Here is a 21,031-nt window from a genome sequence, read left to right as displayed (position 1 = left end):
ATGAGCCTTAAAGGCAGGGGAATGCGACAGGTCGTCGCGAGGCGGTGTAAAACGGGGCTCAGTATAACCTGAACCCCGCTTTCTGGCGCTGCGTCTGGCAAAAGGTTTGCGAGACAGCACACCGGAACATCAACGCAGGTCGAGAACATCCTGCATGTCGTACAGACCAGCCTCGCGACCATCCAGCCACAAAGCGGCACGCACCGCACCCTTGGCGAAGGTCATCCGGCTTGATGCCTTGTGAGTGATCTCCAGACGCTCACCCTCTGTGGCGAACAGCACGGTGTGATCCCCCACCACATCACCACCACGAACCGTGGCAAAACCGATGGTGTCTCGCTCACGGGCACCGGTATGCCCTTCGCGCCCGTAGACGGCGACCTTCTGCAGATCGCGACCCAAGGCATCGGCAATCACTTCACCCATACGCAGGGCCGTGCCCGAAGGCGCGTCGATCTTGTGTCGGTGGTGAGCCTCGATGATTTCGATATCCGCATCGTCACCCAAAACCCGAGCCGTCATCTCAAGCAGCTTCAACGACAGATTCACACCCACGCTGAAGTTCGCCGCAAAAACGATCGGAATATCGTTGCCAGCCTCGGCCAGCAACTGCTTTTGCGCAGCATCCAGCCCGGTCGTGCCAATGACCATCGCCTTGCCGTGCTTACGGCAAATGGCGAGGTTTTTCAGCATCACTTGCGGCAGGGTGAAATCGATCAGGACATCGAACTCATCCAAGACCTTTTCCAGGCCACCGGACATCGGGACGCCGATACGCCCCAGGGATGCCAGCTCACCCGCATCAGCACCGACAAGCGTACTGTCGGGCCGGACGATAGCGGCTGTCAGGCCCGAGAGCGGCGAGCGCTGCTGCACCGCCTCGACCAACGCCTTGCCCATGCGCCCGGCAGCGCCCATCACAGCTATACGTCGCATGCGAGCTCCTTACAGATCGCCGAAGAAGCGCTTCACGCCTTCGAACCAACCGGTGGTTTTCGGGGAGTGGCTGTTATCGTCCGCCAGCGAGCTGCGGAACTCTTCCAGCAATTCGCGCTGGCGCCGGCTCAGGTTGACCGGAGTTTCCACCGCAACACGGCACATCAGGTCACCCGCACCGCCGCCACGCACCGGCGCTACACCCTTGCCGCGAATCCGGAACTGCTTGCCGGTTTGCGTGCCCTCGGGGATTTTCAGCTTCACGCGACCATCGAGGGTCGGGATCTCAAGTTCGCCGCCCAAGGCCGCATCGACGAAACTGATCGGCACTTCGCAGAACAGATGCTTGCCGTCGCGCTGGAAAATAGCGTGCTCACGCACATTGATGACCACGTACAAGTCGCCAGTCGGGCCGCCTTGGGCACCCGCCTCGCCTTCGCCGGACAAACGGATGCGGTCACCGGTATCGACACCAGCCGGCACTTTCACCGACAGCGTCTTGTACTCTTCGACGCGCCCTTCGCCGTGGCAGGAATCGCACGGATCGGAGATGATCTTGCCTTGCCCGTGGCAACGCGGGCAGGTCTGCTGCACAGAGAAGAAGCCCTGTTGCATACGCACCTGACCGATGCCGCCGCAGGTCGGGCAGGTGACGGGCGAGGAGCCCTTCTTGGCGCCCGAACCGTCACACGGCTTGCAATTGACCAGCGTGGGAACACGGATGTTGACGGTGGTACCGCGCACCGCCTCTTCCAGATTCAACTCCAGCGTGTAGCGCAAATCGCTGCCGCGCTGGGCGCCACCACGCGCACCACCGCGACCGCCGCCGAAGAAGTCGCTGAACACATCGCCAAAAATATCGGAGAAGTTCTGCCCGCCAAAACCGGCACCGCCGCCACCCATGCTCGGGTCGACACCAGCATGACCGTACTGGTCGTAAGCTGCACGCTTGCTGGAGTCGGACAGTACTTCGTAAGCCTCGTTGGCTTCTTTGAACAACTCTTCCGACGCTTTGTCGTCGGGATTACGGTCCGGGTGGTGCTTCATTGCCAGACGACGGTAGGCCTTTTTCAGGTCCGCGTCGCTTGAACCACGCTCGACACCCAATACTTCGTAATAGTCACGCTTTGCCATTAGTCTTTGCACTCTTATAGGACGTCCGGCAAACCTCTCCTGAACCTTGCCAAACTCGTTGAGCCGCAATACAGGCCCGGACCCAACTCACGTCGATTCAACGATCCTGGTCTTGGGCCTTGAACGAAAAGTGCGACTTTCCGTACAAACCCACCTCTTTCAGCCAGGGAACCGGCCAAAACGCGGCGTCTCTCGCTCGGAAAGCAGGAGCATTCCCGATCACACCGCCAGCATCCGAACGCTGTCGCATGCTGTAAAAATTCACTGACTCCAGACACGCCAACGCGGGAGCAAGCTCCCGCGCGGCGACATCCTACCAGTCACCGCACAAATGCAGTCAACCGGCCGACCAACAAGCGATTACTTGTGGTCTTTCACTTCTTCGAACTCGGCATCAACGACATCATCGGCTTTTTCGGCCGACTCGCCTTGCTGCGCAGCGCCTTCAGCCGGCTGAGCCTGCTCGGCGTACATCTTCTGAGCCACTGGAGCGGAGACCTTGGACAGCTCTTCGATCTTCGCCTCGATGGCTGCCTTGTCGTCGCCTTTGACAGCTGCTTCAAGGGCAACCACGGCAGCCTCGATGGCGGTTTTCTCTTCAGCAGTCACTTTGTCGCCCGCATCAGCGATCATCTTGCGAGTCGAGTGCACCAGGGCGTCACCCTGGTTGCGAGCACTGGCCAGCTCTTCGAACTTGCGGTCTTCTTCGGCGTTGACTTCAGCATCGCGAACCATCTGCTGAATTTCTTCCTCGGACAGACCGGAGTTGGCCTTGATCACGATCGACTGGGTCTTGCCGGTGGCCTTGTCTTTCGCACCAACGTGCAGGATGCCGTTGGCGTCGATGTCGAAGGTCACTTCGATTTGTGGCACGCCACGTGGAGCAGGCGGAATCTCGGCCAGGTCGAACTTGCCCAGGGACTTGTTCTGCGCAGCTTGCTTGCGCTCACCCTGCAGCACGTGAATGGTCACGGCGTTCTGGTTGTCATCGGCGGTCGAGAACACTTGGGATTTCTTGGTAGGAATCGTCGTGTTTTTCTCGATCAGCGCAGTCATCACGCCACCCATGGTTTCGATACCCAGGGTCAGCGGGCTGACGTCGAGCAGCAGAACGTCTTTCACGTCACCGGCCAGAACAGCACCCTGGATCGCGGCACCCATGGCAACGGCTTCGTCCGGGTTCACGTCTTTACGCGCTTCTTTACCGAAGAAATCGGTCACCAGCTTCTGAACCAGCGGCATACGGGTCTGGCCGCCGACCAGGATCACGTCGTTGATCGAACCAACGTCGATACCGGCGTCCTTCATGGCAATGCGGCAAGGTTCGATGGTGCGCTGAACCAGGTCTTCCACCAGCGCTTCGAGCTTGGCGCGGGAGATTTTCACGTTCAGGTGCTTCGGACCGGTGGCATCTGCAGTGATGTACGGCAGGTTCACGTCGGTCGACTGGCTCGAGGACAGCTCGATCTTGGCTTTTTCGGCAGCTTCTTTCAGACGCTGCATGGCCAGCGGGTCACCCTTGAGGTTCATGCCGCTTTCTTTCTTGAATTCGTCGACGAGGTAGTCGATCAGACGAATGTCGAAGTCCTCACCACCGAGGAAGGTGTCACCGTTGGTGGCCAGTACTTCGAACTGGTGCTCACCATCGACTTCAGCGATCTCGATAACGGAGACGTCGAAGGTACCGCCACCCAAGTCATAAACGATCACGGTGTGATCGCCCTTGGCCTTGTCCATGCCGTAAGCCAGAGCGGCTGCGGTTGGCTCGTTGATGATGCGCTTGACGTCCAGGCCCGCGATGCGGCCGGCGTCTTTGGTCGCCTGACGCTGGCTGTCGTTGAAGTAGGCCGGAACAGTGATGACCGCTTCGGTCACCGCTTCGCCGAGGTAGTCTTCGGCGGTTTTCTTCATTTTCTTCAGGATTTCCGCCGAGATCTGTGGCGGCGCCATTTTCTGGCCGTTCACTTCAACCCAGGCGTCGCCGTTGTCAGCCTTGGCGATTTTGTAAGGCACCATCTTGATGTCTTTCTGAACGACTTCTTCGTCAAACTTACGACCGATCAGACGCTTCACCGCGTAGAGGGTGTTATGCGGATTGGTCACTGCCTGACGCTTGGCGGACTGGCCAACCAGAATTTCGCCATCGTTGGCGTACGCGATGATCGACGGCGTAGTACGCGCGCCTTCAGCGTTTTCAATTACTTTGGCCTTGCCGTTTTCCAGCACGGAGACGCACGAGTTGGTGGTCCCCAGGTCGATACCGATAATCTTGCCCATGTTAACTCTCCCGGAACTTGGATTTTGTTGCCGCAGCAGTGGTGGCTAACTGCGGTAGCACTTAAACGCTTGACTTCTAAATGGGGCCGCTGCGCGGAATTTCAAGCCTGCTCATCAATAGAAGGCGAAACCGGTGCTGGTGCCTTGCTGACCACAACCATGGCCGGGCGCAGCAAGCGACCGTTGAGCAGGTAGCCCTTCTGGAAAACCTTCAATACGCTGTTGGGCTCGACGTCTGCACTTTCCTGCATCGCCATGGCCTGATGGTGCTCGGCATTGAAGGGCTCGCCATGCGGATCAATGGCTTCAAGCTGATAGCGCTTGAGCGTGTCCTGGAACATTTTCAAGGTCAGCTCAATGCCTTCACGCATCGGACGAATGTTTTCGTCGTCCGGATTGGACAGCTCCAGGCCGCGCTCCAGACTGTCGATGATCGGTAACAGGTCGCCTGCGAACCGCTCCAGGGCGAATTTATGAGCTTTTTCAACATCTTGCTCGGCGCGACGGCGGACATTCTGCAGGTCGGCGGCTACACGCAGCGCCTGATCCTGCGCACCGGCCAGTTGCTCTTCGAGCACTTGTACACGTGCCGCCAGGTCGTCACCCGAATCCTGGGGAGCCTGATTGGCGTCTAGATTTTGCGTGTCCTGCGTCTGTTCGTCAGCCATAGATTTCTCCTTTCAACTTCGTCCGCGAGCTCAACTCGCGCTTCTGCCCCGGTATATGGGGCCGGGTTTTTCAGCTTCAAGGGCGGTCCGACGAATTAACCTTACAAAAAACCCCTGCATATCCATTCCTCCCGGTGCTAAGAAAGTCATTCGCTCAAGCAAATCGAGCTAAGCGAAGGCATTGTCAGCTCGAAACAAAACACTGTATAAATAACCAGACCTAAGCCTGGGAGCGGCCTTTATGCTGGTGCACCTGTCCGTACACAACTACGCCATCGTCGAACACCTCGACCTCGAACTCGATCGGGGCATGAGCGTGATCACCGGTGAAACCGGTGCCGGCAAATCCATCATGCTCGACGCCCTGGGCCTGACGCTGGGCGATCGCGCCGACAGTGGCGTGGTACGCCCCGGCGCGGACAAGGCCGACATCCTGGCGACCTTCGACCTGGTCGACATCCCTGAGGCGAGTACCTGGCTAGCCGAGCGTGACCTGGATACCGACGGCCTGTGCATATTGCGCCGCGTCATCACCGCCGAAGGTCGGTCGCGGGGCTACATCAACGGTACGCCCTGCCCCCTCGGCGACCTCAAGGCGTTGGGTGAACTGTTGATCGACATCCACAGCCAACATGAACACCAGTCCCTGCTCAAGACCGAGACCCATCGCCGCCTGCTCGACGAATACGCCGGCGCCACCGACCTGGCCCGCCAGGTTCAACTGGCCGCCCAGCGATGGCGCCAGACCCGCCAGGAACTGGATCGACTCTCCAACTCCGGTGACGAACAACGTGCCCGCCACCAGTTGCTGAGTTATCAGCTCGAAGAGCTGGAGAACCTGGCCTTGGGTGAAAACGAGCTGGCGGAACTGGAACAGGAACACAAGAACCTCACCAATGCCGAAACCCTGCTGGGCATTTGCCGGCAAGTGGTCGAGCAATGCAGTGAAAGCGACTCGGGTAACGTGCTCAATGCACTGACCGCCAGCCTGAACCGGCTGTCCAGCGTCAACAATTCGGTAGGCGCCCTGAGCGAGGCGACCAATCTGCTCACAAGTGCACAGATTCAGGTCGAGGAGGCCGTCGGCGAACTCAACCGGTTTCTGGATCATTTCGACGCCGATCCGGCGCGCCTGCAATATCTGGAAGAACGCCTGGACACTATCTATACCCTGGCGCGCAAGCACCGCGTCCAGCCAACCGATGTCGCCGAACTGCAGCAGCGCCTGCTTGAAGAGCTGGAAACCCTGAACGCTAACGACGAATCCATTGAGCGCCTGGGAGACGAACTGGCGTCCTATGCCCGTCATTATCAGGAGAAAGCCAGGGAGCTCAGTGAACTGCGTCAGCAGGCCGCGACCGGGCTGGCCGGTGCCGTTGAGCAGGAGATCCAGCGCCTGGGCATGCCCGGCGGGCGCTTCACCATCGAGCTGCACCCCAACACGGGGGACGAGCTTCAACCCAACGGGCTGGAGCAGGTGGAGTTGCTGGTCAGCGCCAACCCCGGGCAACCGCTCAAGGCCCTGGCCAAAGTCGCCTCCGGTGGCGAGTTGTCACGAATCAGCCTGGCCATCCAGGTCATCACCGCACAGACCTCTCGCGTGCCGACCCTGGTATTCGACGAAGTGGACGTGGGTATTGGCGGCCCTACGGCGGAAATTGTCGGCCAGTTGCTGCGTCGACTCGGGGAGCGCGGCCAGGTGCTGACAGTGACTCACCTGCCCCAGGTCGCAGCTCAAGGACACCAGCATTTATTTGTGCACAAGGTGCGTGATGAGGACGCCACTCGCACCGCTGTGTCCAAGCTGAACAAGAACGAGCGAGTTGAAGAAGTGGCACGGATGCTGGGGGGGATTGATCTCACCAAAGAATCCCTGGCCCACGCGAAGAAAATGGTCGTCGCGGCAAAAGCCTGACAAAAGCCGTAAAGCAAGAAGGCGACCCCGGGGGGTCGCCTTCTTTCGTTTTGAGAGCTTTGGGCTCACGCGACGTGCTTACTTCTTCTCGCGCACATGCAAGACGAGATGGTGATCGATCAGCTCGAAACCATGTCTTTCAGCGATTTCCTTTTGCAGCGCTTCGATTTCCGGACTAATGAATTCGATGACCTCACGGGTTTCCACGTTCACCATGTGATCGTGATGTTCCCCGTCAGCCAATTCAAAGACCGCATGACCGCCATCGAAATTGTGACGAGCCACAAGCCCCGCCGCTTCGAACTGGGTCAGGACACGGTAAACCGTGGCCAGACCGACGTCCTCGCCAGCTTCCATAAGTGCCTTGTAGACATCCTCGGCACTCATGTGGCGCTGCTCGGCGGAATCGAGCATTTGTAGAATTTTGACCCGTGGCAGGGTCACTTTGAGGCCGGCTTTGCGTAGTTCGCTATTTTCAACCATGGTCAGCTTTCTCGCGATGCTGCTTCGCAGCTTCTCTTAATGCGGGTATGATCGGCGTTTACGTTGTCCCAGCCAAGATAGTGGAAGTCGCCCACCGATGCAAAACACCAAGCTCTTGCTAACCAGTTTCACCTTTGTGGGACTGCTCGCACTCGCCGGTTGTTCATTCCCCGGGGTTTACAAAATCGACATCCAGCAGGGCAATGTCGTCACGCAGGACATGATAGACCAGTTACGCCCGGGAATGACCCGTCGGCAAGTACGGTTTATCATGGGTAACCCTCTGCTGACCGACACGTTCCATGCCGATCGCTGGGATTATTTGTACAGCCTGCAACCAGGTGGTGGTGAACGCCAACAGGAACGCATCAGCGTTATCTTCAACGCCAATGACCAGCTTGTCAGCCTGTCGGGCGATTTCATGCCCGGCGTGAGCCGCGACGAGGCCATTATGGGCCAGGACAGCGGCACTGTGGTGACCGACCCAGCCCAGAATGCCGAGCAGCCGAAACCGGAAAAACCGGTCAAGCCAGGCTCGTTGCTCGATCAGATCCAGAAGGACGTGGACAACGTCGAGACCGTACCGGTACCGACGCCAGAACCACTGGATACCTCGCCGCAATAAATTGCTCAATAAAAAACCCGGCTTGCCGGGTTTTTTATGGCCTGCAATTCAGCGCTATTGATCAGCTTGGCGCGCCTGAGCGGCCTTGGCGGCGCGCAGCCGCCGAATCTCTTTTGGGTCTGCCAATAACGGTCGATAAATTTCAAGTCGATCAGCCGCCCGAACCACCTGGCGATCCGGATCGGCCACCACCTTGCCAAAAATCCCTACCGGACAAGTGGCCAGATCCAGCTGCGGAAACTCGGCAGCAATGCCAGACGCCGCTAACGCCGCCCGAACACTGGTGCCTTCGGGCACGGAAAATACGCGCAAGACCTGACGATCGACGCAGGCATACACCACTTCCAGCTCAATCAACGCGCAAGCTCGGCGTTTTGCTTGGCGCGCTGACAGAATGCGTCGACCAGGGTATTGGCCGCCTGATTGAACAGCGGGCCCAGCGTGGCTCGCACCAACGGGCCTGCGTAGTCGAACGACAGATCCAGGCTGATCTTGCAGGCCTTCTCTCCCAGCGCCTTGAACACCCAGACGCCGTGGAGCTGATTGAAAGGCCCCTCTTCCAGATTCATTTCAATGGACTGTCCAGGCACCAAGGTGTTGCGCGTGACAAAGTGCTGGCTCAATCCGCCCTTGGCGACATTGAGGCTGGCGCGCATATGGGTTTCAGAGCTTTCGAGCACTTCGGCGGACGAGCACCAAGGCAAAAATTGCGGGTAACTTGCTACATCGTTGACCAGGTCGTACAACGCCTGCGCCGGATAGGGCAGCAAGGCCGAGCGTTGAATATGTGTCGTCATGTAAGCGTCACTTCCACAGCTGGGCGGCAAACACTACGAGAATGCCGATGGGCGCCACATAGCGCATCAAGAACAGGCTCAAGGTAAACAATACAGGACTGCGCAACGACAATTCGTCACGCACCGCCTCACGCCCCATGACCCATCCTGCAAACACCACGAAACACAAACCACCCAGCGGCAGCATGATCCGTGATGTGAAGAAATCAATCACGCCGAAGAAATCCAGCCCTCCGGCCGCTCCCCACTGGTAGAGATGGAACAGCCCGCCGTCGTTCACGAAAAACTTCGCTTGTTTCCATATATTGAAGGAAAACACCGTCCCCAGGCCAACGAACCAACAGGTAAAGGCCAGCCAGAACGTCACCCAGGCGCGACTGAGCCGGGTCCGCTCCACCAGATAGGCGACCATGGGTTCGAGCAGGGAAATGGCCGAACTCCAGGCAGCAATGGCCACCAGGAGAAAAAACACCACGCCCATGAATTGACCAAACGCCATGTTGCCGAAAGCGAATGGCAGGCTGACAAACATCAGCCCCGGCCCTTCGCTAGGGTTCAGGCCGGCGGCGAAGACAATCGGAAACAACGCCAGCCCGGCCAACAACGATACAAAGGTGTCCAGCAGCGCGACACCAACGACGGTCCTGGTCAACGAGGCGCTCTTGGGCATGTAGGCGCCATAGATCATGATCGAGCCCACCCCCACGCTCAGGGAGAAAAACGCATGCCCCATGGCCGGCAGCAGGCCATCCAGAACTTTCTCCGGCTGGAAATCGAACATGAAGTGAACGCCTTCCATGAAGTGCCCGGTGGTCATGCTGTAGCCCAGCAATACCAGGATCATCACGAACAGCAGCGGCATCATGATTCGCAGGCTGCGCTCAAGCCCCGCAACCACCCCACGGGCAATCACCACCGCAGAAAGCAGCATGAAAATCGTATGCCAAAGTGTCAGCCGCCAGGGATCGGAGATCACATCGCCGAAGTAGGCGCCGACCTGATCGGGTGTCACCCCCTGAAAGTCCCCACGTCCCATATCGATGATGTAGTCCAGCGACCAGCCGCCAACCACACTGTAGAAAGACAGAATCAGCAGCGCCGTGATCATTCCGGCAAACGCGCCCCACGACCACTTGGCCGAGTGCCCGGCCTCCAGCGCCAGCACCTTCAAGGCATTGGCCGGGCTTTGCCGGGCGCGACGACCGATGAGGGTTTCGGCCAGCATCACCGGCGCACCGATGAGCGCGATGCACGCCAGAAACATCAATACAAAGGCACCGCCACCATAGACGCCGACCATGTAGGGAAATTTCCAGATACTGCCCAGCCCCACGGCCGAACCGGTCGCGGCGAATATGAAGACCCAGCGGCTAGCCCAACTGCCGTGGACAGAAACCTTGTCTGTCGACATCGTGATCACGCCCAAGCGTTCGAAAAAGAGGCCGCATTGTCCGGGATTCATTCAACCTGCTCAAGCACGTAGCTTCACCGTAGCCGACACGCCCGCAACTGCCTATAATGCCGCCCCTATGGCTAAACAGAAGAAACACCCCACAGGGACCATCGCGCAAAATAAAAAAGCGCGACACGACTACTTCATCGAACAGCGTTTCGAGGCTGGCATGGTCCTGGCCGGCTGGGAAGTAAAGAGCTTACGTGCAGGCAAGGCGCAACTGGTCGACAGTTATGTGCTGCTCAAGGACGGCGAGGCCTGGCTGCTGGGCAGCCATATCACGCCCCTGACCACCGCCAGCACCCACGTCATCGCCGATCCGACACGCTCGCGCAAGCTGCTGCTCAACAGGCGCGAGCTGGAAAAGCTCTTCGCGTCCGTGCAGCAAAAAGGCTACGCCTGCGTCTGCACGTCGTTGTACTGGAGCAAGCATTTGATCAAGTGCGAAATTGCGCTGGGCAAAGGCAAGAAGGAATACGACAAGCGTGATACCGAGCGCGAACGCGACGCCGGTCGCGAGCTGCAACGCGCGGTGCGTAACAAGGGCAAGGAAGACTGACTCTTTCGCCTGGGCTCTGTGTTCGCTGAAGATCCAATGTGGGAGCGAGCCTGCTCGCGATGACGGAGGCACATGCAACCTTGATGTGTCTGACAGACCGTTTTCGCGAGCAGGCTCGCTCCCACAGGGGTCCAATCGCTACAGAACCAATTGACTACATCCCCTTGCGCCGCTCCGCCCGCGCCACCCGCTGCACTTCCTGACGTACCTCTTCCAACACTTCCTGCACATACAGAATATGCCGGCTGGAGACTTCCCGGGCCTGCTCGGCGTGCCCGCCCATAATGGCCTGGTACAACTCCCGATGCTGGCTGATGAGCATGTCTCGGGTTTCGCTGCGCTGCTTGTACATGCCGCCAATGTTGGTGACGACGTTGCGTTTGAGTAGGTCGAACAGGCCACGAATCGTATGCAGCAACACTGCATTGTGACTGGCTTCGGCGATGGCCAGGTGAAACCGCGCATCGGCCGCGCCCTCCTCTGCCCGGCTCACGTTTTCATGGCGTGAATAGCAATCCTGAAGCTCCTCGAACGCCGCCGTCAGCCGCTCGCGATCCACGTCAGTGGCCCGCTGTGCCGCGTAGTAAGCGCAGGAAGCTTCCAGGGTATGGCGAAACTCCAGCAAATCACGTTGCGCTTCAGGATTGCTTTCCAACAACTGCAACAGTGGATCACTGAAGGTTGAGCCCAGCGACTCCACCACATAGTTGCCACCACCCTGACGACTGACCAGCAAACCCTTGGCCGCCAGTTTCTGAATCGCTTCGCGCAACGAAGGGCGTGACACGCCGAACTGCTCAGCCAAGGCACGCTCGGCGGGCAGGCGTTCGCCGGATTTCAGCGTGCCTTCAAGGATCATTCCTTCAAGCCGCTCGACAATATCGTCAGACAAACGGCGCTGACGAATCTGATCAAACCCCATAACTCGACTCTCCACGATCCCGACGGCTCGCCGGGCTCTCTATTCTGGCCTATCCGCGCCCCGCCGACACCCTCCAGAAGCCACTTATACCCACAGATCAGATGCCAACGACCGCCCTCATTCGACGAAAGTTTCAGAGCGGCAAATTGACATGCGACAACCAAGGCTTTTACCCTAGCCGACAGCGCTTGTAAATTGGTCTTACCAATTACCCAAAATCGCTGACCAGTGCCTGACCAACAACAATTAGGGGCCCACCCACTATGCAAACCTGGCAACAGCTCTACAGCCCGCTCGGCAGCCTCGGCTTGTCCGCACTTGCGGCCGTCATTCCCATTGTATTTTTCTTCCTGGCCCTGGCGGTGTTTCGCCTCAAGGGACATGTGGCCGGCAGCATCACTCTGGCCCTGGCGATCGCCGTGGCGATCTTCGCGTTTCAAATGCCGGCGGACATGGCGTTCGCTGCAGCCGGTTATGGTTTTGCCTATGGCCTGTGGCCGATCGCCTGGATCATCGTCGCGGCAGTATTTCTCTACAAACTGACCGTCAAGAGCGGCCAGTTCGAAGTGATCCGCAGCTCGGTGCTGTCGATCACCGATGACCAGCGCCTTCAGGTGCTGTTGATCGGCTTTTGCTTCGGGGCATTTCTGGAAGGTGCCGCCGGCTTCGGCGCGCCGGTAGCGATTACTGCAGCACTGTTGGTCGGCCTGGGCTTCAACCCCCTGTACGCCGCTGGCCTGTGCCTGATCGCCAACACCGCCCCCGTGGCCTTCGGCGCCCTGGGCATTCCGATTATCGTGGCCGGTCAGGTCACCGGGATCGACGCGTTCAAGATCGGCGCCATGACGGGCCGTCAGTTGCCATTGTTGTCGCTGTTCGTGCCGTTCTGGCTGGTGTTCATGATGGACGGTGTGCGCGGCGTACGGGAAACCTGGCCGGCAGCGCTGGTGGCAGGCTTGAGCTTCGCCATCACCCAATACTTCACCTCCAACTTCATCGGCCCGGAACTGCCGGACATCACCTCGGCTCTGGCCAGCCTGGTTTCCCTGACTCTGTTCCTGAAAGTCTGGCAGCCAAAACGCACTGCCGGCGCGCAGATTGCCGGCGCCACCTCCAGCGCAGCCATTACCGCCAGCGTCGGCGGTTTCGGCCAGCCGCGCAGCACCGTGGCTTCCCCCTACAGCCTGGGAGAAATCATCAAGGCCTGGTCACCGTTCCTGATCCTCACCGTGCTGGTGACGATCTGGACGCTCAAACCGTTCAAGGCCATGTTCGCCCCGGGCGGATCGATGTACGGCTGGGTATTCAATTTCGCCATCCCGCACCTGGATCAGATGGTGATCAAGGTCGCGCCGATCGTGACCAATCCAACAGCCATCCCGGCCATCTTCAAACTTGATCCGATTTCCGCCACCGGCACGGCGATTTTCTTTTCGGCATTGATCTCGATGCTGGTGCTGAAGATCAACCTTGGAACTGGTCTTACCACTTTAAAAGAAACCTTCTACGAGCTGCGGTGGCCTATCCTGTCCATTGGCATGGTGTTGGCGTTCGCCTTCGTCACCAACTTCTCGGGCATGTCGTCCACCATGGCCCTGGTGTTGGCCGGCACGGGCGCGGCGTTCCCGTTCTTCTCGCCATTCCTGGGCTGGCTGGGAGTATTCCTGACCGGTTCCGATACCTCGTCCAACGCGCTGTTCGGCTCGCTGCAAGCCACCACCGCGCACCAGATCGGCGTCAATGACACATTGCTGGTAGCCGCCAATACCAGCGGCGGCGTGACCGGCAAGATGATTTCGCCACAGTCCATTGCCGTGGCCTGCGCTGCGACCGGCCTGGTGGGCAAGGAGTCGGATCTGTTCCGCTTCACCCTGAAACACAGCCTATTCTTTGCAACGATCGTGGGCTTGATCACCTTGGCCCAGGCCTATTGGCTCACCGGCATGCTGGTGCACTAAGCACGACAGCTAACACCGAAAAAGAACGACGCCGAACCACGATTCGGCGTCTGCTATTGATAACCGGGTCTGCAAGGCTGCTGAAAGATTCCTTATCTATATTCAGCAGCCTCAGCGGACGGATAACCGGGACCACCCGGAGACACGCCTGATGAGCGAGCTTTTTTACAACGCCGTGCCGAATGCGACCCGTGTCGCCCCGCCATTGCCCGAGCCTAGGCAATATCCCAGCAACAAGCCCGAACGGGTTTACCTGTTCGGAACCTGCGTGGTGGACCTGTTCTATCCCGAAGCCGGGATGGATGCGATTCATCTTTTGCAGCGCGAAGGGATCCAGGTGGACTACCCGCAAGGGCAAACCTGTTGCGGGCAACCGGCGTACACCTCCGGTTACACCGAGCAGGCCCGGACGGTAGCCCGGGCGCAATTGGCGTTGTTTGCCGGGGATTATCCGGTGGTGGTGCCGTCGGGCTCCTGTGCCGGCATGCTGCGCGAGCATTACGCCGACCTGTTCAAGGACGAGCCCGATACGCTCAAACAGGTCCAGGCCCTGGCGGCCCGCACCTATGAGTTGGCCGAGTTCTTGTTATTTGTCTGCAAGGTGCAGTTTCAGGACAGTGGCGAGCCGGTGAAGATCGCGCTACACACCTCCTGCTCGGCACGCCGGGAAATGAACACCCACCTGCATGGCCGCGCCTTACTGGCGCAGCTGGACAACGTGGAGCGAGTCGAACACAGCCATGAAAGTGAATGCTGTGGGTTTGGTGGGACATTCAGCGTTCGCATGCCGGATATTTCCGGCGCGATGGTGGCCGACAAGACCCGCGCGCTGAAGGAGTCCGGCGCGCACCAGGTCGTCAGTGCCGACTGTGGCTGCCTGATGAATATCAACGGCGCACTGGAGAAACAGCAAGAGGCGTTACGCGGCCAGCACCTGGCGAGCTTCCTCTGGCAGCGCACCGGGGGTGTCGTATGAGCACACCGACGCTGATTCCGACCGTTGAAGTGCCGATTGCGGCGCAGGAAGATTTTCGCGCCCGGGCCCACAAGGCGCTGGACGACACGCAACTGCGAAATAACTTTCGCACAGCGATGGATTCACTGATGACCAAGCGGGCAGCGTCCTTCAGCGATGCCCACGAAAGAGAACATCTGCGCGTGCTGGGCAATGCCGTCCGCGCTCGTGCGTTATCGAAGTTGCCCGACCTGCTCGAGCAGCTTGAAACCAACCTGACCCGCAACGGTGTGAAAGTACACTGGGCGGAAACGGTGGACGAAGCCAATGGCATCGTCCTCTCGATCATCCGCGCTCACGAGGCGCGGCAAGTGATCAAGGGCAAATCGATGGTCAGCGAAGAGATGGAGATGAACCATTTCCTCGAGGGTCGGGACATTGAATGTCTCGAGTCCGACATGGGGGAATACATCGTCCAGCTCGACCACGAGAAGCCTTCACACATCATTATGCCGGCGATCCACAAGAACGCCGGTCAGGTCGCGTCCTTGTTCCACGACAAACTTGGCGTGGAGTACACCAAGGACGTTGACCAACTCATTCAGATCGGTCGCAAGGTCTTGCGGCAGAAATTCTTCGAGGCTGACATCGGCGTCTCCGGCGTCAACTTCGCCGTTGCCGAAACCGGCACACTGCTGCTGGTGGAAAACGAAGGCAACGGGCGGATGTCCACCACCGTGCCACCGGTCCACATTGCCGTGACCGGCATTGAAAAAGTCGTGGAGAACCTGCGGGACGTGGTGCCGCTGCTCTCGCTGCTGACCCGCTCGGCCCTCGGCCAGCCGATCACCACCTACGTCAACATGATCTCCGGCCCACGCAAGGCCAACGAACTGGACGGTCCCCAGGAAGTCCACCTGGTCCTGCTGGACAATGGCCGCAGCCAGGCCTTTGCCGACAGCGAACTGCGCCAGACCCTGAACTGCATTCGTTGCGGCGCCTGCATGAATCATTGCCCGGTCTACACCCGAATCGGTGGTCATGCCTACGGCGAGGTTTACCCGGGGCCTATCGGAAAAATCATCACTCCGCATATGGTCGGCCTGGCCAAAGTGCCGGACCACCCAAGCGCCTCTTCGCTGTGCGGTGCCTGCGGTGAAGTGTGCCCGGTGAAGATTCCAATTCCGGCGCTGTTGCGGCGCCTGCGCGAAGAAAACGTCAAGGCACCGGACAGTCCGAACCCGGTGATGCGCGGCCAGGGCAGTAAGTATTCGCCCAAGGAGCGCTTCATCTGGAACGCCTGGGCCCGACTCAACAGTTCACCGCGCCTGTATCGGCTGTTCGCTTTCCTCACCACGCGCCTGCGCGCCCTGATGCCCGCTAACGTCGGCCCCTGGACGCAAAACCACAGCGCCCCCAAACCCGCCGCCCGCTCATTGCATGACCTGGCCCGCGAACACCTGAACCAGCAGGGAGACCGTCGATGAGCGCCAAGGGAAACATCCTCGCCAAGCTGCGTAAAAGCCTGACCGGCACCACGCCAGTGGCCGACAACTTCGATGTCGAACTGGTGACGAAAATCTATCGCTACGCCCCCGAAGAGCGCATCGCTCAACTGCGCAAACTGATGGAAGCGGTGCACACTGAAATCCACCTGACGTCTGGCGAAGGTTGGCCTGCGCTGCTGGCTCAGTTGCTGCGCGACCGTCAATTGCCAAGCCTGCTCATCGCCCCGACGACGCCGCACGGGCAAAAAATCACACAGTTCTGGGCGAACAATCCCGAGCTGCCAACCCTCAAGGCTTACGACCGCCCGGTGGAGGAATGGAAAGCAGAGCTGTTCAACGACACCCCCGCCAGCCTGACCGCGACTCTGGGCGCCATTGCCGCGACCGGCAGCCTGATTCTCTGGCCGACGCGGGAAGAACCGCGGCTGATGAGCCTGGTTCCGCCAGTGCATTTTGCGTTGCTCAAGGCCAGCGAAATCCGCGATAACTTTTATGAAGTGCAGCAGGAGTTCGCCTGGGCCCAAGGCATGCCTACCAACGCATTGCTGGTGTCGGGCCCCTCCAAGACGGCCGACATCGAACAAGTGCTGGCCTATGGCGCCCATGGTCCGAAGGATCTGGTGGTTTTGATTCTGGAGGACCAATGACCCTCCCGGCCCCGTTCCTGCGCGATGTACAACAACTGATCCCGGCAAAAAGACGTTTCGACGACCCGCTGTCGACACTGGCCTTCGGCACCGATGCCAGTTTCTATCGGCTGGTTCCGAAACTGGTGATCCGCGTCGAATCCGAAAACGAAGTGGTGGCGCTGCTGCAACTGGCCCAACGCGACCACGTTCCGGTCACGTTCCGCGCGGCCGGCACCAGCCTGTCCGGCCAAGCCATCAGCGACTCGGTGCTGATCGTGCTGGGGGATAACTGGAACGCTCGCGAGATTCGCCAAGAAGGCATGCAGATTCGCTTGCAGCCCGGCGTGATCGGCGCCCAGGCCAATGCCTGGCTGGCACCGTTCGGCCGCAAGATCGGCCCCGATCCGGCATCGATCAACGCCTGCAAAATCGGCGGCATCGTCGCCAACAATGCCAGCGGCATGTGCTGCGGCACAGCGCAAAACACCTATCACACCCTCGCCGGCATCCGCCTGGTACTGGCCGATGGCACCCATCTGGACACTGAGGATGAAGCCAGCGTGGCGGCCTTTCGTACAAGCCATGGCGAACTGCTGGAGCGTCTGACAACCCTTGGCCGCGAGACCCGCGCCAACACCGAACTGGCGGCTCGAATTCGCCACAAATACCGTCTGAAAAATACCACCGGCCTGTCGCTCAATGCCTTGGTGGATTACGACGAGCCTGTGGATATCTTGAGCCATTTGCTGGTGGGCTCCGAAGGCACCCTCGGTTTCATCAGCGCGGTGACCTACAACACCGTCATCGATCACCCGAACAAAGCCTCGGCGCTGATCGTCTTCCCGGACGTGGAAACCTGCTGCAACGCCGTCACGGTGTTGAAAAGCCAACCGGTATCGGCGGTGGAACTGCTGGACCGGCGCAGCTTGCGTTCGGTGCAGGACAAACCGGGCATGCCGGATTTCGTACAGCATCTGTCGACAAATGCCTGCGCCCTGTTGATTGAGTCCCGCGCGGCTTCGTCATCTTTGCTGCAAGAGCAACTGGCCCGGATCATGGCATCGCTGGCCGGTTTCCCTGTGGAAAAACAGATCGACTTCACCGAAGACCCGCGAGAAAACGCCCGACTCTGGGCCATCCGCAAAGACACTTTTCCAGCAGTGGGCGCGGTCCGCAAAACCGGAACCACGGTGATCATCGAAGACGTGACCTTTCCGGTCGAGCAACTGGCCATTGGCGTGAACCGCCTGATCGAGCTGTTCGACAAACATCACTACGACGAAGCAATTCTTTTCGGGCACGCGCTGGAAGGCAATCTGCACTTTGTCTTCACCCAAGGCTTCAACAACGCCGAAGAAGTTGCGCGCTATCAAGCGTTCATGGACGACGTGGCGCAGTTGGTGGCGGTGGAGTTCGGCGGTTCGCTGAAGGCCGAACACGGCACCGGACGCAACATGGCGCCATTCGTCGAACTGGAGTGGGGCAGCGACGCCTACCAGTTGATGTGGCAACTCAAACGCCTGCTCGACCCTAACGGCATCCTCAACCCGGACGTGGTGCTCAGCGAAGACCCACAAATCCACCTCAAGCACCTCAAGCCGCTGCCAGCGGCCGACGAGATAGTGGACAAGTGCATCGAATGCGGCTTCTGCGAGCCGGTCTGTCCGTCGAAAGACCTGACCTTGAGCCCGCGCCAGCGCATCGTGATCTGGCGCGACATCCAGGCGAAAAAGCGCGCAGGCATCGACACTTCAGAACTGGAAACGGCCTATCAATATCAGGGCATCGACACCTGCGCCGCCACCGGCTTATGCGCACAACGCTGCCCGGTCGGCATCAACACCGGCGAGCTGGTGAAAAAGCTTCGCGCGCGTACCGCCACACGTACGAAAACCGCCGACTGGCTTGCAAGCCATTTCGCCACGGCGCTGCAAGGGGCACGCTTTACCCTGCACGTCGCCAACGGCGCCCGAATGTTGCTGGGCGCGCCGCGCCTGGCTCGCTTGTCAGCCGGCCTGACCCGCTTATCGAAGGGCCAGGTGCCTCAGTGGGACAACGCCATGCCGCAGCCGGAAAAAGCCATCCGCTTCAGCCCGGCCGTGTCCGACGCACGCCCCCGCGTGGTCTATCTGGCCGCCTGCGTGTCGCGGGCAATGGCTCCGGCGGCGGGTGATAAAGAACAGATGTCGCTGTATGAAAAAACTCAACGGCTGCTGGAAAAAGCCGGCTATCAGGTGGTCTTCCCAGACAACGTGGACAGCCTCTGCTGCGGCCAACCTTTCGCCTCCAAAGGCTACGCGGAACAGGCCGAGCACAAGCGCCAGGAGTTGATCGGCGCCCTGCTCCACGCCAGCCGCGGCGGGATTGACCCGATTTACTGCGACACCAGCCCTTGCACGTTGCGGCTGGTCCAGGACCTGGGGAATGTTCGACTAGACCTGTACGATCCGGTGCGTTTCATTTGTACGCATTTGATGGAGCGCCTTGAATTCACGCCCCAGGATGAACCGATCGCCGTACACGTCACTTGCAGTACCCAGCACCTGGGCGAAAGTCAGGCGCTGATCGACCTGGCGCGCAAATGCAGCAAGCAAGTCGTGATCCCCGAAGGCATCCATTGCTGTGGGTTTGCCGGCGACAAGGGGTTCACTACACCGGAACTCAACGCCCACTCACTGCGAACCCTCAAGGACGCGGTGCAGCATTGCAGCGAAGGCGTCTCCACCAGCCGCACCTGCGAGATCGGTCTGACGCGCCATGGCGAAATCGACTACCACGGCCTGGTGTATCTGGTAGACCGCGTCACCCGACCCAAATCCGCCGACGGTGAAGGGTTCCCCATCGCACCCGAAGAAAAATCGAATTCCTGTGTGTCGCTGTAGTCACTTGAATAGGCCCGACGCCGTCGGGCCCTTCATTAACTCGGGTCCTGGCCGTGACCGTCCGCCAGCACCGAGACCAAACGTTCAAGGAGATACACATGAAGCGCACCGCATTTGCTGGCTTGTTCATTTCCGCGGCACTGTTGGCCTCTCCGGTGTTTGCAGCGGAAACAACCCTTTGCGATACCAATCTGCAAAAAATTGACAACAACATGACCACCGCTCAACAAATGAGCGAAGGCTTGAAGACCGACGTTACCGCCACAGTGAGCCAAGCCAAGGCCGAGCAGGCCAAGGGCACCAAGGAAGGCGTCGAAAACTGCATCTCGCTGACCACCCAGGCTCTGCAGAAACTGCAGAACAACAACAAAGGCGATCAGCAGTAACCTTGCGTGAGGCCAACCTTCGGGTTGGCCTCAGCTGCGTATTGGCGTACACTGCACAGGCTTGTCGCTCCAACTGATTCACGGAGCTACAGGCTCGGGGCCGTTTAGGATTCGACGCCGGTTGCGAAACTTTAGGTGCATGCCGAGTTGGTAACAGAACTCGTAAATCCACTGTTGCAACTTCCTATAGTTGCCAATGACGAAACCTACGGGGAATACGCTCTCGCTGCGTAAGCAGCCTTAGCCCTTCCCTTCTGGTACCTTCGGGTCCAGCAATCATCAGGGGATGTCCGTAAACCCAAAGTGATTGTCATATAGAACGGAATCGCCGTGCAGTACGTTGTGGACGAATCGGCTAAAACTTACACAACTCGCCCAAAGCACCCTGCCCGTCGGGTCGCTGAGGGTTAACTTAATAGACACGGCTAAGCATGTAGTACCGACAGCGGAGTACTGGCGGACGGGGGTTCAAATCCCCCCGGCTCCACCAAATTAGCGTTACAAATCAGGCACTTAGCGTTTATCGCAAGTGCCTTTTTTGTACTTGAAAGAAAGCGTCGGCCCGGCCCTCTCAAACACCAGCAGCAGGTTTTACGACTATAACCATGATTTCCACCAGCACCTCAGGCCGCGCCAGACGCGCCTGGACAGTGGCCCGTGCCGGAGCACAGTTCGTGGGTAGCCAGGCGTCCCACACCGAATTCATTGCCGCGAAATCACGCTCAATATCTTTCAACCAGATCTGTGCACTCAAAAGTTGTCCCTTGTCGCTGCCCGCCAGTGTCAACAGGGCCTCGATCTTGGCCAGCACCTGATGCGTCTGTTCTTCGATGCCGGCTTGCAGATCAGTGGGCACCTGGCCGGAGAGGTAGAGCAGATCGCCGCAACTGACCACACCGGACATCCGCGCGCTGCTTTGAAAACGTTGAATCGTGGCCATCGGT

The 21,031-nt window shown here is 59.3% G+C and carries 19 protein-coding genes and 1 other RNA gene; 10 read left to right on the top strand and 10 right to left on the bottom strand.

What is annotated here, in order from left to right; translation table 11 throughout:
- Positions 1-129: 129 nt before the first annotated feature.
- The 4 genes from dapB to grpE all read right to left on the bottom strand — a co-directional run bounded on the left by dapB (position 130) and on the right by grpE (position 5,015).
- A complete protein-coding gene (dapB, locus tag HU811_RS02460) occupies positions 130-936 on the bottom strand; it encodes a 4-hydroxy-tetrahydrodipicolinate reductase (protein ID WP_092394293.1) in 807 nt (268 codons plus the stop codon).
- Positions 937-945: 9 nt separating this feature from the next.
- A complete protein-coding gene (dnaJ, locus tag HU811_RS02455; RefSeq protein WP_047229065.1) occupies positions 946-2,070 on the bottom strand; it encodes a molecular chaperone DnaJ in 1,125 nt (374 codons plus the stop codon).
- A gap of 360 nt (positions 2,071-2,430) precedes the next feature.
- The gene (gene dnaK / locus HU811_RS02450; protein WP_092394296.1) at positions 2,431-4,347 is read right to left on the bottom strand and encodes a molecular chaperone DnaK; all 1,917 of its coding nucleotides are present in this window, start codon (positions 4,345-4,347) and stop codon (positions 2,431-2,433) included.
- Between the two features lie 101 nt (positions 4,348-4,448).
- Positions 4,449-5,015, bottom strand: a complete 567-nt coding sequence (gene grpE, locus HU811_RS02445; RefSeq protein WP_092394299.1) for a nucleotide exchange factor GrpE — start codon at positions 5,013-5,015, stop codon at positions 4,449-4,451.
- Positions 5,016-5,256: 241 nt separating this feature from the next.
- Here grpE and recN point away from each other — a divergent pair, with 241 nt between their 5' ends.
- Entirely contained in the window at positions 5,257-6,930 is a 1,674-nt protein-coding gene (gene recN, locus HU811_RS02440) for a DNA repair protein RecN (protein ID WP_186653744.1), read from the top strand.
- A gap of 78 nt (positions 6,931-7,008) precedes the next feature.
- Here recN and fur read toward each other — a convergent pair whose 3' ends face one another.
- A complete protein-coding gene (fur, locus tag HU811_RS02435; protein WP_092394305.1) occupies positions 7,009-7,413 on the bottom strand; it encodes a ferric iron uptake transcriptional regulator in 405 nt (134 codons plus the stop codon).
- A 97-nt stretch (positions 7,414-7,510) separates the two neighbouring features.
- Here fur and HU811_RS02430 point away from each other — a divergent pair, with 97 nt between their 5' ends.
- A complete protein-coding gene (locus tag HU811_RS02430) occupies positions 7,511-8,038 on the top strand; it encodes an outer membrane protein assembly factor BamE (RefSeq protein ID WP_092394308.1) in 528 nt (175 codons plus the stop codon).
- Between the two features lie 54 nt (positions 8,039-8,092).
- Here HU811_RS02430 and HU811_RS02425 read toward each other — a convergent pair whose 3' ends face one another.
- Genes HU811_RS02425 through HU811_RS02415 form a run of 3 tightly spaced genes read right to left on the bottom strand, consistent with a single transcriptional unit; the run spans position 8,093 to position 10,246 of the window.
- Positions 8,093-8,395: an RnfH family protein gene (locus HU811_RS02425; protein WP_186653742.1), complete on the bottom strand. Its 303-nt coding sequence runs from the start codon at positions 8,393-8,395 to the stop codon at positions 8,093-8,095.
- Complete coding sequence (locus HU811_RS02420; protein WP_092394314.1) at positions 8,392-8,835, bottom strand: type II toxin-antitoxin system RatA family toxin; 444 nt, start codon at positions 8,833-8,835, stop codon at positions 8,392-8,394. The genes HU811_RS02425 and HU811_RS02420 overlap by 4 nt, the downstream gene beginning before the upstream one ends.
- A gap of 7 nt (positions 8,836-8,842) precedes the next feature.
- A complete protein-coding gene (locus HU811_RS02415; RefSeq protein WP_092394918.1) occupies positions 8,843-10,246 on the bottom strand; it encodes a sodium-dependent transporter in 1,404 nt (467 codons plus the stop codon).
- Between the two features lie 118 nt (positions 10,247-10,364).
- On the opposite strand from HU811_RS02415, the gene smpB reads away from it, so the two are divergent.
- Positions 10,365-10,847, top strand: a complete 483-nt coding sequence (gene smpB / locus HU811_RS02410) for an SsrA-binding protein SmpB (protein WP_025211771.1) — start codon at positions 10,365-10,367, stop codon at positions 10,845-10,847.
- Positions 10,848-11,001: 154 nt separating this feature from the next.
- Here smpB and HU811_RS02405 read toward each other — a convergent pair whose 3' ends face one another.
- Positions 11,002-11,769, bottom strand: coding sequence for an FCD domain-containing protein (locus tag HU811_RS02405; RefSeq protein ID WP_092394318.1), 768 nt, complete (start codon positions 11,767-11,769; stop codon positions 11,002-11,004).
- Positions 11,770-12,032: 263 nt separating this feature from the next.
- On the opposite strand from HU811_RS02405, the gene HU811_RS02400 reads away from it, so the two are divergent.
- From HU811_RS02400 to ssrA, 7 genes are all read left to right on the top strand, one after another.
- Complete coding sequence (locus HU811_RS02400) at positions 12,033-13,727, top strand: lactate permease LctP family transporter (RefSeq protein ID WP_186653741.1); 1,695 nt, start codon at positions 12,033-12,035, stop codon at positions 13,725-13,727.
- A 151-nt stretch (positions 13,728-13,878) separates the two neighbouring features.
- Entirely contained in the window at positions 13,879-14,703 is an 825-nt protein-coding gene (locus HU811_RS02395) for a (Fe-S)-binding protein (RefSeq protein ID WP_186653739.1), read from the top strand.
- Positions 14,700-16,169: a LutB/LldF family L-lactate oxidation iron-sulfur protein gene (locus HU811_RS02390; protein WP_186653737.1), complete on the top strand. Its 1,470-nt coding sequence runs from the start codon at positions 14,700-14,702 to the stop codon at positions 16,167-16,169. Before HU811_RS02395 ends, HU811_RS02390 begins: the two co-directional genes overlap by 4 nt.
- Positions 16,166-16,837, top strand: a complete 672-nt coding sequence (locus HU811_RS02385) for a LutC/YkgG family protein (protein ID WP_186653735.1) — start codon at positions 16,166-16,168, stop codon at positions 16,835-16,837. The genes HU811_RS02390 and HU811_RS02385 overlap by 4 nt, the downstream gene beginning before the upstream one ends.
- On the top strand, positions 16,834-19,701 hold the full coding sequence (locus tag HU811_RS02380) for an FAD-binding and (Fe-S)-binding domain-containing protein (RefSeq protein ID WP_186653732.1): 2,868 nt from the start codon (positions 16,834-16,836) through the stop codon (positions 19,699-19,701). Before HU811_RS02385 ends, HU811_RS02380 begins: the two co-directional genes overlap by 4 nt.
- 98 nt (positions 19,702-19,799) lie before the next feature.
- A complete protein-coding gene (locus HU811_RS02375; RefSeq protein WP_186653730.1) occupies positions 19,800-20,087 on the top strand; it encodes a PA2433 domain-containing protein in 288 nt (95 codons plus the stop codon).
- 96 nt (positions 20,088-20,183) lie between these two features.
- Positions 20,184-20,577: a transfer-messenger RNA gene (ssrA, locus tag HU811_RS02370) on the top strand.
- Between the two features lie 81 nt (positions 20,578-20,658).
- On the opposite strand, the gene HU811_RS02365 is transcribed toward ssrA, so the two are convergent.
- On the bottom strand, positions 20,659-21,027 hold the full coding sequence (locus tag HU811_RS02365; RefSeq protein WP_186653726.1) for a RidA family protein: 369 nt from the start codon (positions 21,025-21,027) through the stop codon (positions 20,659-20,661).
- Positions 21,028-21,031: the final 4 nt, after the last annotated feature.

Origin of the sequence: Pseudomonas tehranensis, assembly GCF_014268615.1 — a bacterium.
Lineage (GTDB): Bacteria > Pseudomonadota > Gammaproteobacteria > Pseudomonadales > Pseudomonadaceae > Aquipseudomonas > Aquipseudomonas tehranensis.
This window is presented reverse-complemented; position numbering and strand designations above follow the sequence as displayed.